This is a genomic window from Actinoplanes cyaneus (genome assembly GCF_016862095.1).
GTDB classification, from domain to species: domain Bacteria; phylum Actinomycetota; class Actinomycetes; order Mycobacteriales; family Micromonosporaceae; genus Actinoplanes; species Actinoplanes cyaneus.
The window spans coordinates 240,090-253,975 of record NZ_BOMH01000036.1; the positions used below are offsets into that span (position 1 = coordinate 240,090).

Sequence of the window (13,886 nt, forward strand, 5' to 3'; positions counted from 1 at the left end):
GCTGCTTACTTGCTGAAGATGAAGTACTTCCAGGCCCCGTTGGTGGTGTAGTTGGCGCGGTCGCCGGAGGTGCCGGTCAGGTATGCCGCCGAGACTCGATACTTGACCCCGGTCTTGTGGGTTCCGGTGAGGGTGTACGTGTACTTGCCGGCCGAGCTGAGCTTGTAGGTTCCGCTCTTCCACGCCACCCATTTGCCGCCCGCGTACCTCTGGAAGATCAACCGCTCGGTACGCCGGGGGTACGGCGTCATCGTCGTGGTGAAGGTGATCCGTCGGCCGCAGCGCGACGTCAGCCATGCCGCTCCGAGATCGGCAGTTGATCGCGTGGTGATCCGGTGGTGATCGGATGTCGGCGACAGTTCCAGCACAACCGGAGCTAAATCAGCACGACCGCTCGTGCGGCCGGGCTCCGATTCTGCTAGTTCAGCCCGCCTTCGCAGACGACCGGCTCTGACCTGCGATAATAAACCTGCTGGTGGCAGCGGGTTTGCGCACGCTACCTGGCCCTGATAGAGTCAACTCGTACTTTAGCGCCACTCTGGGTAGGCCATCTGACTACGGATCAGAAGGTTAGGGGTTCGAGTCCCTTCGGGCGCACTTCTGGAAAAGGCCGTGACCTGCGGAAACAAGGGTCACGGCCTTTCGTTTCCCATTTTTGCTCCCTAAATGCCCATCTCGTGGGAGCGTGGTGATCCGATGGTGATCGCGTGTCGGAAACGTGTTCCGTCCATCCGGCCCGCGGCGGCCCGGATCCCGGCCGGGTCCACCTCACTCCCGGCCGTGGTCAGCCCGAGCCGGTTCAGGTAGCCCCGCGCCAGGCTCGGCCCGGCCAGGTGCAGCTCACTCGGCCACCCCTGGCGGCACCACCGTCGGCTGCTCGTCGAGGACGTACGCCCGGGATTCTCGGCTTTCCGATCGGCGGAGTGTCCCTACCCCGCAGCGGGCCGCTCATGGTCGTGCACACCGTCGCCTCGGTCGGACCGTAGGCGTTGAACATCTGCCGGCCCCGCGACCACTCGGCGGCGACCTCGGCCGAGCAGGCTCGCCGCCGACCATCGGGCACTCCAGCCCGGGCAGCTGCTCCATCACCGCCCCGGACAGCGAAGACGGCCCGACCAGGGCATGGCTGGCCCGCAGCTCGCGCAACGTTGTCCGCGAGCACCCTCCCCGGCCAGCTGCCGCGGGTCGGGAAGGACCAGTGCCGCCCCGGCGGGCAACGACATCAGCAACCCAGCCGCCCGCCGTGGCGAGGGGAGTGGCCCATGCCGACGCCGGCGGGCCCGAAAGGCTCCCGATCGGCGCGGTCGGGAGGCCCATGCTCAACGTAGCGGCGGGTAACTTTCCGTGCATCTTCCATGGTGCGCAGTGAGGAGATGATCGCCCCGGTTCCCCCCGAAGGCGGGCGTGACCAAGCGTTGTGCCGTTTGGCGCTCAGGCCCCGGCGGCGTCGGCCGGTCGACGCGGGTGAGCGGGCTCGGCGGCGACCGACGCGGTCACGGCCATCCCCTGCCTGAGGGTCGCCGCCACCAGGCAACCGCGTTCAGCGACCTCGACGAGGTGCTCGAGGTCAGCGGGCGGGCACGAGTCACAGGACACCTCGATGTGGATCGAGCCGAACCGCCGGGGGTTCGCCACGAACACGCCCGTGACACGTGAGGTGGCGCCCTCGATCGGGACGGACCGGGCCTGGGCGGCGGCGTAGAAGGTACTCATGAAGCAGCCGCCGACCGCGGCGAGCAGCGTCTCGCCACCCATCGGGCCGGCGTCCGATCCGCCGTGCGAGGACGGGCGGTCCATCACGACGGCGTGATCGCGAATGCTCGCGACCGATGCCGTCTGCCCGCTCTGAACGAGAGCCACCGTCATCTGATCCATACCCGCCGTCCCCCTTCGCGCGATGATCACGGTCGATGCCAAGTCTGCCGATGTTCCGGCGGTCCGCCTGGCACGACGACTGTAGCCGCCGCCGGTGCCGGCGGATTCCGCACTGACGAAGTGGCGCCGCCGCGTTTCCGGCCGTCAGAATCGGTGGATCCCCAAGGTGATTACTCTCGTCGTTCCGGAGGACGGGATGATCCACATAGGCCGGGCGTTTGTCCTGCCGATGACTCACATGGAGGCAGGGCTTGCGTCGTCGTCCTCGGGTTATCATCGTCGGCGCCGGACTGGCCGGCACGGCAACGGCCATCCGGCTTCTCCAGTTCGCCCGCGAGCCCCTCGAGATCGTCCTGCTCGAGCGCCGCCACGACTACCGGTACGCGGGCGTGGCGTATCACCGGGACGGCAACCCGTGGGATCACGTGTTCAACATCCAGGCTGGCCGGATGTCCGCGTTCCGCGAGGACGTCAACGACTTCGTGCGGTGGGCCAATCACGAGGCCGACCGCAGCGGATGGTCAGCGCCGTGGTCGGACTTCACGTTCGTCGAGAGCGGGCCGGCGCCGCGCCGGATCTACCACGACTACCTGACCGATCGCATCGCCGAGGCGCGCCTGGAGGCGTACCCCGATGTCGAGCTCGTCGAGATCGATGGCGAGGCGGTCAGCCTGGACATCAGCGGCGATCACGCCGAGGTGTCGATCCGGCAGTCCCCCAGCGACGGTGACGCCGATGGGGTGATGCCGACGCGGACGCTGACGGCCGATCACGTGATCCTCGCGACCGGTATGGAGCTCAAAGAGCCGGCGTTCGCCACCGAGGTGCTCGACCACGATGCGTTCATCCGGCACCCGTACTCGACCGACGGCGTGCGGCGGCTCCTCGCGATCCCGGCCGGGGCGAGCGTGGTGATCGTCGGAACGGTGCTGAGCGCGTACGACTCGGTGGCTCTGCTGCTGCGCCAGGGCCACACCGGCACCGTCCACCTGGTCTCCAAGTCGGGCACGAGGCCGCGGACCTACCCTGAACACCACGAGCACGGCGTGGTCCGGCTCCCCGCACCCACCACACTGTTCGAGCCGTACCAGGACCGGACGGAATTCCTGGCGCGCGTCCAGGCCGAGTGGGAGGCTGCCTGCGACGCGGTCACCACCGAGCACCCCGACATCGACCGGCTGATCGTCACGGAACGCGTGGCCAAGGCGTGGGAGCCCTACCTTCCCCGGGTCATCGAGCAGATCCCGACCGGCGAGCTCCGGCAGTTGCTCCAGGAGTTCAGTACGCAGATCGCCTCGCTGCGAGTCGGCGCGGTGCTCTACACGACGTCGATCGTCGAGCACGCCATGGAGTCCGGCCAGGGCTCGGTCGAGTTCGTCGTCGGCAGGATCGACAAAGTCGCACCGGCCACGTCGGGACAACTCGACGTCGTCGTGGTGACCGAGGACGCCACCCGCGTCATCCGAGCCGATTTCGTGGTGTGCAACTTCGGGCGGGAGTTCGACTACACCCACGTCGACTCCCCGCTGTGGATGGATCTGCTGGCCAAGAAGCTTGTCACTCCCCACGAGCGCACCGGTCGCGGCATCGAGATCAGCAGCTCGGGTACGCCACTGCGGCCCAGTGGCGAGCCGATCGAGATGCTCTCCGCCATCGGGGTGATGCGCGAGGGTGACGAGATCGTGCGCAACGGCCGCACCGGCGCCTTCGCGTTCAATCTCGCCGCGATCAAGAACCATTCCATCGTGGTCGCCGCGCACGTCGTCGAACGCCTCGAGCTGGACCGCGACGGCAGGGCGGCCCTGCATCGCTCGCTCACCGCCGACGAGGCGACCCACGACGAGTTCGAGCAGGCCGTCGCCGTGGAGGTCAAGCGCCTCGCCGCACGGTCGCGGGCCGCGCGCGAGCGCCTCGACGCACAGCTGGTCGGTCTCCTCCGCTCCGGCCGCCGCATCCCGGCCGCCACTGCTGAACAGGACAGCAGGCTGATCCGCGTCGCCGTCAATCGGGCGGCGGTGCGGAGGCTGACGGACATCTCGGTAACCCCGCGCCAGCTGCGACGACAGCTGGGTATCGCGAATGATGAAGAGGCGGGGTACTCGTGATTGAACGACAGATCCGTGGCGTCCTACTCACCCGTGGCACCGAATCCGTGGTGGACGGGCCGTGCAATCGCACCGCACTGCCGGTGGAGGGTTCGATCCTCATCGCGCAGGCGATCACCCCTGAGCTGTACGACGCGCTCATGACCGCCCGCGCGGTCGTCTGCAGTACTGGCGGGCGTACCGGCCATATGCAGTCCATCTGCCGCGCCAAGGGCATTCCGGTCCTGCGCGTCGACCCGGCCGACCTCGACAAGCTCGCCGGCGTGGTGACGCTCGACCTGGAACGAGAGTCGGTCACCGTCGGCGCGGCCGCCGCCGGAACCGGTGTGGCGATCACCAGCCCGGCCGGTCCACAGCCGGAGGTTCTCGGCTCGGCCTGTGCCGTGATCGCCGACCTCCGGGACATCCGCGGCCTCAACTCGGGTGGTCCGCGGCCGTCAGTCGTCGAGTCCTTCTTCGTCCGGGAGGAGTTCCTGTGCTTCGCCGCGGGCCTCAGCCCCATCGACGCTCTGCGCGGCGGGGCCGCTGTCGACGCTTACGGGCGGGCGATCGCCGAACAACTGGCGGCATGCGCGCAAGCGCTGCTGCCGGGCCAGCGGCTGATACTGCGGATGCTCGACCTGCGCTCCAACGATGCCGTCCACATCACCGGCGAAGCCACGGTGCCGCGGGAACCCAACCCCGACATGGGCCTGCACGGCACCCGATGGCTGCTCCGCTCGGCCGCGTACCCCCAGGCACTGCACGTCATGCTGGACACTCTGCGCGGACGACTCGGCGCCCAGGCCGGTCGTGTCCATCTCTCGGCGCCGTTCCTCACCGACGCCGATGAGTTCGCGAAGCTGCGACCGCACCTCGGGCTGTCGCCCGAGACGCCCCTGTCCGCGTTCATCGAGACGCCGGCCGCGGTCCACGCCACCTCGAACATCTGCGCAGCCGGCGCCGATGAGCTGTTCGTCGGTACCAAGGACCTGGTGCAGTTCTACCTCGCCGCCGACCGCAGCAATCACCTGGTCGCCGAGTCCTACCGCACCCGGCACCCAGCCGTCCTCGACGGTTTGCGGCGGGTCATCGAGGACGCGCGCGTAACCGGCACCCCGACCCGGGTGTTCGCGCTCGGTGCCGACCTCCAGCACTACATCGAGCGGCTTCCTGCGCCGACTGGATACATGATGTGCGTCTCGGAACTCACGCACGTCCTCCGGTCCCCCGGCCGGCCGGCACCCACTGTCGGGAAGGCCGCCTGAGCCCGCGCCGGCCGGTGTGACAACTGCGCACGGCTGAAGATGTTGGCCCGATCACTTTGTGCCACGGTGAGGCGCATGGCTTATATCGACCTCGGTGTGGACGAGCACGAGTTCCCTGGGATCACCGGCCCGATGCGGTTCCGCCCGGAGACCGCACAGCCGCTCAACATGCTTGCCGAAATACTGCTCCGCGCTCCGCACTCCCTGCCGCCGGGTGAGCGGGAGCTGATCGCGGCCTACGTGTCCGGGCTCAACGAATGCACCTTCTGCTGCTCGTCGCATTCGGCGTTCGCCGCCGTCCAGCTCGACGCCGGCATGTCTCTCGTGGACAAGGTGCGCGCCGACCTGGACTCCGCGCAGGTGTCGCCGAAGCTGCGGGCGCTGTTGCATATCGCCGGGGCGGTTCAGCAGAGCGGCCGGGCGGTGACCGCCGAACTCATCGACGCCGCCCGCGCGGAAGGCGCCGACGACGTCGAGATCCACGACACCGTGCTGATCGCCGCGGCGTTCTGCATGTTCAACCGCTACGTCGACGGGCTGGGCACGTTCGCCCCACAGCGACCTGAGGACTACCTGCCGATGGCTTCGCGCATCGTTGAGCAGGGCTACGGCGTGTGACAAGTCAGCATCGTGCGAGATGCCGTTGAGTGATCTCGATCGATAGCGTCCGGGTCATGGCTGACGAAGCGACAGCGGTGGTGATCGGCGCGAGCATGGGTGGCCTGCTGGCCGCCCGGGCACTCAGCGAGCGTTTCGTGCGGGTGATCGTAATCGACCGCGATCTGCTGCCCGCCGAGCCGGCGAGCCGCCGGTCCGTGCCGCAGGGCCGGCAGCTGCACGTGCTGCTGGCTCGCGGCAGGTCGGTGCTCGAGGAGCTGTTTCCGGGTCTGTCCGCACAGCTGCGCGACGCCGGCGCGCCGATCGTCGACCTGCACGACCAGGTCCACTGGTACAACGACGGGCACCGGATGCGGCGGGCGCCGTCGGACCTCATCGGCATCGGGGTCAGCCGGCCTCTGCTGGAGCATGTGATCCGCAGCCGGGTCGCCGCGCTGCCGGGTGTCGAGCTGGTGCCGGGGACCGAGGTCACCGGCCTGCTCACCGACGCCTCCGGCACCACCGTCACGGGCGTGCGGGTCGCCCCGCGGCACGAATCCGAAACGCCCCGCACCATTGCGGCGGACCTCGTCGTCGACGCGGGCGGGCGCGCCTCCCGCGGCCCGCGGTGGCTGGCGGAGCTCGGCTACCCGCCGCCGCCGGAGGACCATGTCCGCGTCGACGTCACGTACGTCACCCGCCTGTACCAACGCTGCCCGGAGCACCTCGACGGGCTGCTCGGAGCGCTGACGAACGCGGTGCCGGGTGCGCCCCGCGCCGGGATCGCCGCAGCGCTGGAGGGCGACCGGGTGGCGATCGCGCTCAACGGCATGTTCGGTGAGCAGCCGCCGACCGACGACGCGGGCATGGTGGCGTTCGCCGAGAAGCTGGCCGCACCGCACATCGCGGCCATCGTCCGGTCCGCGCCCCCCGCCGGCGAACCGGTGACGATGCGGTTCCCGGCCAGCCTCCGCCGCCGGTACGAGCGGCTGCGCCGGTTCCCGTCCGGCTACCTGGTCCTCGGCGACGCGCTCTGCAGCTTCAACCCGATCTACGGTCAGGGTATGACCGTCGCCGCGTTGCAGGCGCTGCTGCTGCGCAGCCTGCTCGCCGGGAGCGGCGCCGGGATCGCGGCCCGGTTCTTCCCCGGCGCGGCGCGGATCATCGACGGGCCCTGGACGATCGCCGTCGGGACCGACCTGCGGTTCCCGGAGGTGCCGGGGCGGCGCGGCGTGCGGGTGCGGTCCGTCAACGGGTTCGTGCACCGGCTGCATGTCGCGGCCACCCACGACGCGGTGCTCGGGGCGGCGTTCCTGCGTGTGCTCAATCTGGTGCGGCCCCCGTCGTCGCTGCTCAGGCCGGGAGTCGTCCTCCGTGTCCTGCGCGGGTCGCTGCGATCCCCGCGCGCAAGCACGCCGGGCCGGCCACGCTGACGCGGCCGGCCCGTCCTGGGGTGGCTGAGCTGTCAGCCGACGAGGTCCAGCAGCGACAGCAACGCGACGAGCGTCGTGCCGTCGCTGGCCTTCCCGGCGTCGATGATGCGGCGCACCTGGGTGAACGGCACCCAGGCGAGCCCGCTCGGACTCGAACGGGTCGCTCGGCGCTGCGAGTGCCGAGAACGCCATCCGTACTGCTCAGGCGCCCTTCAGGTATTCGTGGAGGAGTCCGCCGAATCGGTCATGTCGGCGGACGTCGAGGTGGCTCAGCGCGGCTGGCTCGGTGACCGGTTCGGGTAAAGGCCGTAGCGGTCGGGCGTTCGCGATGCCGCGATGTGGGCGATGTTCGTTGTGGTGGTGTTCGCACTCGCGCAGGGCGTGCAGCAAATGCGCACGGTCCAAGATCAAGGTCCGGTCGAGCAGTTCGTAGCAAGGCGAGCGAGCTCGACAGTCCATCGCCTGGTCCCACACGCCAACTCCAATACCCTGCCAAAGGGTGCGAGGCGCAGCCGCGTGTCGCCGTGACCAAGAACCGGCCGGCCGAGGTCAGCGCCTGCTCGTATCGGGCCAGCACTGCCCGCGCCTCGGCGGCCGGCACTGTGCCCGGGTCAGCACGGCGCCCACGCTCACAGGCTGACCACTGCGGCTGCCGGACGCGAGGGCGTCGACAGTCTGGAGCATCCTGTAACCCACCGGATTCCGTACACTGGCGGCATGAGCGGCTGGGTGTCGGTGTATTCCTCGGATGGCGGCGGCCGTTTCTCCCTGGCTGGTTGACTGGCCGACCGCGGCATCGACTGGGACCCTTTCGGAGAGGGCGAAGTCCGCGGCGGCGTGATGTGCGGTCGCAACGACGAGACCGGTCGTTGGTGGTGCAGACACTACGTAGACATTGACGCGGGTGCCCTGTGGCGGCTTGGCCTGCATCCCGATCAGCCGCTGTCCCGGATCATTAGCCGCCCGCTACCGCCTTCGCACGTCAAAAAGATTCTGGCGGAGCGGTTGGCTCTCGAGGCATGGCAGTGATTTCCCCGCTCGGCGTGGCTGTCTCGCCGCGAAGCCTGCGCTGAATGGGGTTTAGCCGTAAGTCTCATTGGCAGGCGTGTGAGGTTGCCATCCTGGCTCGAGGGGCGGTCGGCCTGACTGCCTCGTGACGGCCGTTGTGCGACGATCGCTCCGGCTATGGGGAGGCCAGCGAGCAATGGGCATCTGGGATGTCGGGCCGTTCGACAACGATGACGCCGCAGACTTCGCCGATGCCCTTGACGACGCATCGGCACAAGACCGCATAGAGATGATCGGCGCAGTCCTCGAACCCCCCATGCCGCGGTTCCCGGCCTACGTCCGGGACCTCGCCATCAACGCCCTGGACGGTCTCATCGCGAAGCCGACATGGCTTGCTGAGGCCTGGAACGCCAGCCCCGACGGCAGCAAATGGCGCCGGACAATCGTCGACCTGCGTGCCATCCTGGACCCGCCACAGCAAGAGACCCTCTTCGTCCTCTAATGCGGGGGTGTCGACCTCAACAAGGTCGACGACGGCTTCGGCTACGGCGGAGCCGGCGACTACCTGCTCTCCGGCGAGGACTGGGGCAACAACCGCAAGGACTTGCTCGACGTCATACCTGCACGACAGCCGTCATAGCGATCACTTGGCGTAGGTGAAGTACTTCCAGGCGCCGTAGGTGGGTGCGTTGACCCTGTCCCCGTAGTTTCCGGTGGCGTACTCGGCACGCATCCGGAACCTCGCACCGGCCGGGTATTTGCCGGTCAGTTCGATGGACGACTTGCCGCGGGAGTCCAGCGAGGCGTAGCTGGTGCGGAACGGCTTCCACTTGCCGCCGGTGTAACGCTGGAAGACGAACCGGTAATAGCGCTTCGGGTAAGCGGTCATCGTGGTGGTGAAGCGAGGGTCCTTGGTGGTCCGGACCACGTAGTAGCTCTGCGCGCCGATCTTCTTGGTCTGGAAGTGCTTGGTGACCGTGGAGCTGACCGCGACGCGGGTGTTGACCCGTACATCGGCGATTGACGGCTCGTAGACGGCGTCGCCTGCGAAGCTGGCGCGCAGGTTGGTGTTGCGGGTGAGCTTGAGGCTCACGCTGAGCTTGCCGGAGCTGTCGACGGCGCCCTTCTTGACCAGCCGCTTCGGCAGGTCGCTGCCGTCCGGGTCGGCCCAGATCTCGACGACCCGGTTGGTGGCGGTCTTGCCGAGCTTCGCGGTGAAGGTGACCGTCGTGCCGTGGGCGTAGGTGGTGCCGTGCCGGTCCAGGCTGAGCGAGACGGGCTGCCGGTAGCAGTAGAGATCCAGCAGGCCGGTGGCGGCCACATAACCGAGTTCGTCCTTGTAGGTGACCGTGTACGTAGCGGGGCCCTCGGCCGTCAGCGTGTCGGTGAAGCGGAACGTCCCGGTCGCATCGGTCCTGACTCTGGCGATCTCGGTGCTGGTCGGCGCAGCGTCGCTGACTCGTGTCACGACGAGTTCGCTGTCGGCCAGGATGCCCGTGGTCCCGCCAGTGACGGTGAATGGCACGTTGGGGCGGGCGTAGAAGTACGGCGGCTGCTGGAAGGTGATGCTCGGCCGCCCGGCCACCGGCGGCGTCGGGGGCGCCGGAAGGGTCGTCGTCGGGTCGTTGAGGACGAGCAGCCAGTACTCGTCGGAGCGCTGCACAACGGTGAACAGGCGGTTGCCCCCGGGTTCCCAGGCCAGCCCCCGTTTGACGGCGGGTGTGACGGCGACGCCGTCCACCTTCGGCAGGGTGATCCGCTTCGCCGGCTCGATTGCGTCAGCCTGGTAGACGACGAGCGCGGCGCCGGCGTCGGTGTCCGCCGCGAACGCGACCCGCCCGTCGGCTGCGACGTCCGCCGCGTAGGTGGCGGTCAGGTTGGTATAGGCCGGGCTCACAGCCAGATCGTCGAGGCCGATGCGCCACCGGCTGGAGTACCCGATCCGCAGTAGGGCGGTGCTGTTCGCGACGAAAATGAGGTCATCGACCGCGATATGGCCCGGCGCGTGGGTCGTCTTCGTCACGGTCGCGGTGCCCGAAGACACGTCGTAGAGCGCCAGGGCACCGCCGGTGCTACGGGCGTCGGTCGCGACCAGAAGGTCGGGCCGTGCCGCGCTGGCGAGCAGCCGCGGTGGGCCGCTGAACCAGCTCCACGCCCCCGCGCCGTCGCCGTTCTGCTCGTGTTTTCGAACCTCCGACGTGGTCAGGTCGACGGAGCCGAAACCGCCGAGCCCGTCGGTGTCCTTGTTCTCGTCGTAGCCGAACCAGAGCTCGTTCCCGATCGCGACGACCTCTTCCGGATACCACGTGTCGCCCACCGGGTAGCGCTTGGCCTCAGTGATCGTCGTGGTGGTGACCGAGACGAGCGCCTTCGCCCCGGGCACCGCGGCGTAGAGGTGGCTGGAGTCGGCGGACAGCGCCAGGCCACGTACGCCGGGAAGGTCGCTCAACTGTGCGACTTTCCGGCCCTGGTAGTCGGTGGCGACGATTGTTCCGCTGCGTGGGTCGCTCGCGAAGACCCGCTGGTGTACCGGGTCGACGACGAGATCGCCCAACGAGGCGATCGGAAGTTTTCCGTAGGTGTCGGCCGCCGCCTCGCCGGCCGAGATGACCAGTCCGCCAAGGACGAGGCTGGTGACGGTGGCCGCCAGGAAAGCGGTGCGGGACGAGCGCATTGCTGGATCTTAAGATCAACTAGAGCTCATGATCATCCGCTGATCGGATGAGTCGATACGGTAACGACCCGACGACGTCGGCTGCCCGGGGCGACGTGGCTGACGCTGTGCGACAGTCGGGTGCGCCGATGGCTGCGGTCCGCTGCTCCACTGCGTAGTCGTTGCTCTGCAAGCTAACAAATCCCACGCTTGGCTGTGCGGGGCGACGGAACGTGGCCGTAGCGTTCTATGATGCTGCCGACGCGCTGATGATCACGAATGCGCGCGGGGGAGGAATCATCGTGTCCCGGTCGCTGTGGGTGTCCCGTATCGGGTTGACCCTGCTCACCACCATCTCGGTCGGGGTCCTGGCCACGCCGGCGGAGGCAGCCTCGGCCGGCGTCGCGTCGGTAAGCGGCACCAGGGTCCTGTACTCGGCGGCGCGCGGCACAGCGAACAAGGTCGTCGTGACCCGCTCGGGCAGGACCGTCACGATCGACGACGTGGTCGCGGTCAAACCCGGCGCGGGCTGCAAGAAGGTCGACTCGTCCAAGGTCCGCTGCACCACGAAGAGGACGCCGAGCCGCGTCGTGGTCGCCACGTCCGACCGCAACGACTCGATCGTCAACAAGTCCGGCCTGGCGATGACCGCCGACGGCGGCACCGGCAACGACCAGATCACCGGCGGCCCGAAAGCCGACTTCCTGCGCGGCGACAACGGTGCCGACACGATCCGGGGCCTGGGCGGCAAGGACACCATCGAGGCCGGCTTCGACAACGACCATGTCTACGCCGGCGACGGCGACGACAAGATTTCCGACGGCTTCGGCAACGACGTGCTGTACGGCGGCAACGGCGACGACGTCTTCCGTGGAGATCCCGGCAACGACAGGTTCTACGGCGGTCCCGGCCGCGATGAGTTCGTGCCCTCCTATCCGTACCAGCAGGAGAAGGCCGACGCCGACTACTTCTCCGGCGGCCCGGGCACCGACTACGCCGAGTACTTCACCTACGACAAGAGCGTCACGCTCGACGCGGACGGCGTGAAGGGCGACGACGGCGTCAAGGGCGAGCACGACACTCTCGCCGCCGACGTCGAGGCGCTGTGGGGCAGCCTGCAGGGCGACCACATCTACGGCACCAGCCATGACGACATCCTCCAAGGCCTGGGCGGCAACGACGTCATCTACGGCTACGGCGGCAACGATCAGCTCTCCGGCGACGACGGCATCGACAAGGTCTACGGCGGAGCCGGCGACGACCTGCTCTCCGGCGAGGACTGGGGCAACAACCGCAAGGACTTGCTCGACGCGGGCAGCAACGGTGCCGATGGTGACTACTGCTACCCGACGAAGGCGGACACCACCGTCGGATGCGAGCACATCGTCAAGTAATGGCCGGGTCGCCGCCTGACGGGACCACGCAGACGAGAGACGCGGCCTCTCCACGGAGACGGATCACCTGGACGGCGGCGACAACGCCACCGGCAAGGGCGACAACTGCTACGCGAGCGAGGCCGACACCACGGCCAACTGCGAGTACGCCGAACAGTATTGGCCGGGCGGGATCCGCTGACGCAGACGAGGAAGGCCGCCGCACACCCTGTTCGACGTCGAAGACCCATGAGATCCACCCGATAACTACATCGAGGGATTGCCGATGCTTCGCAAAGTCTGTTCAGCCCTGCTCCTCTCGGCCGTCACCACCATTGCCGCTACGGCCGTTGCCGGCCCCGCCGCGGCGTCGAGCTACGGGTGGGTGTCCGCGGGCGCCACCACGATCTCGTTCTCGGCCGACGACAAGGTCAGGAACAAGGTCGTGATCACCCGGTCCGGGCGGACCGTGACGATCGACGACCGGGTGGCTGTCAAGCCTGGCAAGAACTGCAAGCAGGTCAAAGGCGACAAGACTCGGGTTCGCTGCAAGACCACGAAGACACCCGCCAAGGTGACGGTGAAGCTTTACGACGGGAACGACTCGGTGGTCAACAAGAGCGACCTCAGGATCGAGGCGTACGGCGGCGCGGGCAACGACACCCTCGTCGGCGGCCCGAAGGCCGATGTCCTGCACGGCGAGGACCTCTGTGACGGGGCAGCCGGCAATGACAAGATCTACGGCGCGGGCGGAAACGACCTGATCTACGCCGGTGACGGGTCCGACTACGTCTCCGCCGGTGACGGCAACGACCGGGTTCTCGGCGACAGCGACTGCATCAACATGCGCGACCGGTCCGGCAACGACGTCATTCACGGCGGCAACGGCACCGACGACCTCTTCGGCGACAACGGCAACGACAAGCTGTACGGCGACAACGGCAACGACTTCCTCACCGGCTGGTACGGCGCCGACCGCATCGAGGGTGGCGCCGGCAACGACCAGCTGCGCGGCGACCCCGACGACCGCAAGGTCTACGCTGATGTGCTGCTCGGTGGCGCCGGCCGGGACCAGGTCGGTTATCAGGGATACCGGAAGCCCCTGGCCGTCTCTCTGGACGGTGTCTCCGGCGATGACGGCGTGGCCGGCGAGCACGACACCGTCGGTGCCGACGTCGAACTGATCGAGGGTGGCTCGGGCAACGACCGCCTGGTCGGTAACGCGGCGGCCAACGAGATCAACGGTTTCGCCGGCAACGACACCATTCTCGGCGGCGGCGGCAACGACGAGCTGCGTGGTGACAACGGCGACAACAAGCTCTACGGCGAGGCGGGCGACGACACACTCTTCGTCTACTACGGTGTCGGCCTCCTCGATGGCGGCGCTGACAACGACGTGTGCAACGGCCGATACGAGACCGTCACCCTGATCTCCTGCGAGACGTTCCAGCCCTGGTAACACTTCGCGAACAGGTATTGCTTCAGAAGTTCGAGGCTTCCGGGGCACCAGTTCATAAAGGCCGTGACCTGCAGAAAGGGGTCACGGCCTTTTCCAGGCCGCGCTGACCCGGATCCGCTCGGAACCGGGGGCGGGT

The 13,886-nt window shown here is 68.2% G+C and carries 10 protein-coding genes; 7 read left to right on the top strand and 3 right to left on the bottom strand.

What is annotated here, in order from left to right; translation table 11 throughout:
• Window positions 1-5: 5 nt before the first annotated feature.
• Complete coding sequence (locus tag Acy02nite_RS23525; protein WP_203743957.1) at window positions 6-251, bottom strand: hypothetical protein; 246 nt, start codon at window positions 249-251, stop codon at window positions 6-8.
• Window positions 252-1,431: 1,180 nt separating this feature from the next.
• On the bottom strand, window positions 1,432-1,860 hold the full coding sequence (locus Acy02nite_RS23530) for an OsmC family protein (protein WP_203743959.1): 429 nt from the start codon (window positions 1,858-1,860) through the stop codon (window positions 1,432-1,434).
• A gap of 266 nt (window positions 1,861-2,126) precedes the next feature.
• On the opposite strand from Acy02nite_RS23530, the gene Acy02nite_RS23535 reads away from it, so the two are divergent.
• The 5 genes from Acy02nite_RS23535 (at window position 2,127) to Acy02nite_RS23555 (ending at window position 8,767) form a co-directional block, all read left to right on the top strand.
• Window positions 2,127-3,980 carry an FAD/NAD(P)-binding protein gene (locus Acy02nite_RS23535; RefSeq protein WP_203743961.1) on the top strand — a complete coding sequence of 618 codons (1,854 nt, stop codon included), beginning with the start codon at window positions 2,127-2,129 and terminating at the stop codon, window positions 3,978-3,980.
• A complete protein-coding gene (locus tag Acy02nite_RS23540; RefSeq protein ID WP_203743964.1) occupies window positions 3,977-5,227 on the top strand; it encodes a putative PEP-binding protein in 1,251 nt (416 codons plus the stop codon). The genes Acy02nite_RS23535 and Acy02nite_RS23540 overlap by 4 nt, the downstream gene beginning before the upstream one ends.
• 75 nt (window positions 5,228-5,302) lie before the next feature.
• The gene (locus Acy02nite_RS23545) at window positions 5,303-5,845 is read left to right on the top strand and encodes a carboxymuconolactone decarboxylase family protein (protein ID WP_203743966.1); all 543 of its coding nucleotides are present in this window, start codon (window positions 5,303-5,305) and stop codon (window positions 5,843-5,845) included.
• 56 nt (window positions 5,846-5,901) lie between these two features.
• The gene (locus Acy02nite_RS23550) at window positions 5,902-7,257 is read left to right on the top strand and encodes an FAD-dependent oxidoreductase (protein WP_203743967.1); all 1,356 of its coding nucleotides are present in this window, start codon (window positions 5,902-5,904) and stop codon (window positions 7,255-7,257) included.
• Window positions 7,258-8,461: 1,204 nt separating this feature from the next.
• Window positions 8,462-8,767: a DUF4259 domain-containing protein gene (locus tag Acy02nite_RS23555; protein ID WP_203743969.1), complete on the top strand. Its 306-nt coding sequence runs from the start codon at window positions 8,462-8,464 to the stop codon at window positions 8,765-8,767.
• Window positions 8,768-8,908: 141 nt separating this feature from the next.
• Here the strand turns inward: Acy02nite_RS23555 and Acy02nite_RS23560 are convergent, their stop codons facing one another.
• Window positions 8,909-10,939: a YncE family protein gene (locus Acy02nite_RS23560; RefSeq protein WP_203743971.1), complete on the bottom strand. Its 2,031-nt coding sequence runs from the start codon at window positions 10,937-10,939 to the stop codon at window positions 8,909-8,911.
• 281 nt (window positions 10,940-11,220) lie between these two features.
• Between Acy02nite_RS23560 and Acy02nite_RS23565 the strand changes: the two genes are divergently transcribed.
• Window positions 11,221-12,312, top strand: coding sequence for a calcium-binding protein (locus Acy02nite_RS23565; RefSeq protein WP_203743974.1), 1,092 nt, complete (start codon window positions 11,221-11,223; stop codon window positions 12,310-12,312).
• Between the two features lie 265 nt (window positions 12,313-12,577).
• Window positions 12,578-13,750 carry a calcium-binding protein gene (locus Acy02nite_RS23570; protein WP_239175118.1) on the top strand — a complete coding sequence of 391 codons (1,173 nt, stop codon included), beginning with the start codon at window positions 12,578-12,580 and terminating at the stop codon, window positions 13,748-13,750.
• Window positions 13,751-13,886: the final 136 nt, after the last annotated feature.

What these genes read in the sequence shown, in the direction of transcription:
- Acy02nite_RS23525 (WP_203743957.1), bottom strand. Translation starts at nt 251, where the DNA reads ATGACGCCGTACCCCCGGCGTACCGAGCGGTTGATCTTCCAGAGGTAC.
- Acy02nite_RS23560 (WP_203743971.1), bottom strand. Translation starts at nt 10,939, where the DNA reads ATGCGCTCGTCCCGCACCGCTTTCCTGGCGGCCACCGTCACCAGCCTC.
- Acy02nite_RS23550 (WP_203743967.1), top strand. Translation starts at nt 5,902, where the DNA reads ATGGCTGACGAAGCGACAGCGGTGGTGATCGGCGCGAGCATGGGTGGC.
- Acy02nite_RS23545 (WP_203743966.1), top strand. Translation starts at nt 5,303, where the DNA reads ATGGCTTATATCGACCTCGGTGTGGACGAGCACGAGTTCCCTGGGATC.
- Acy02nite_RS23570 (WP_239175118.1), top strand. Translation starts at nt 12,578, where the DNA reads ATGCTTCGCAAAGTCTGTTCAGCCCTGCTCCTCTCGGCCGTCACCACC.
- Acy02nite_RS23555 (WP_203743969.1), top strand. Translation starts at nt 8,462, where the DNA reads ATGGGCATCTGGGATGTCGGGCCGTTCGACAACGATGACGCCGCAGAC.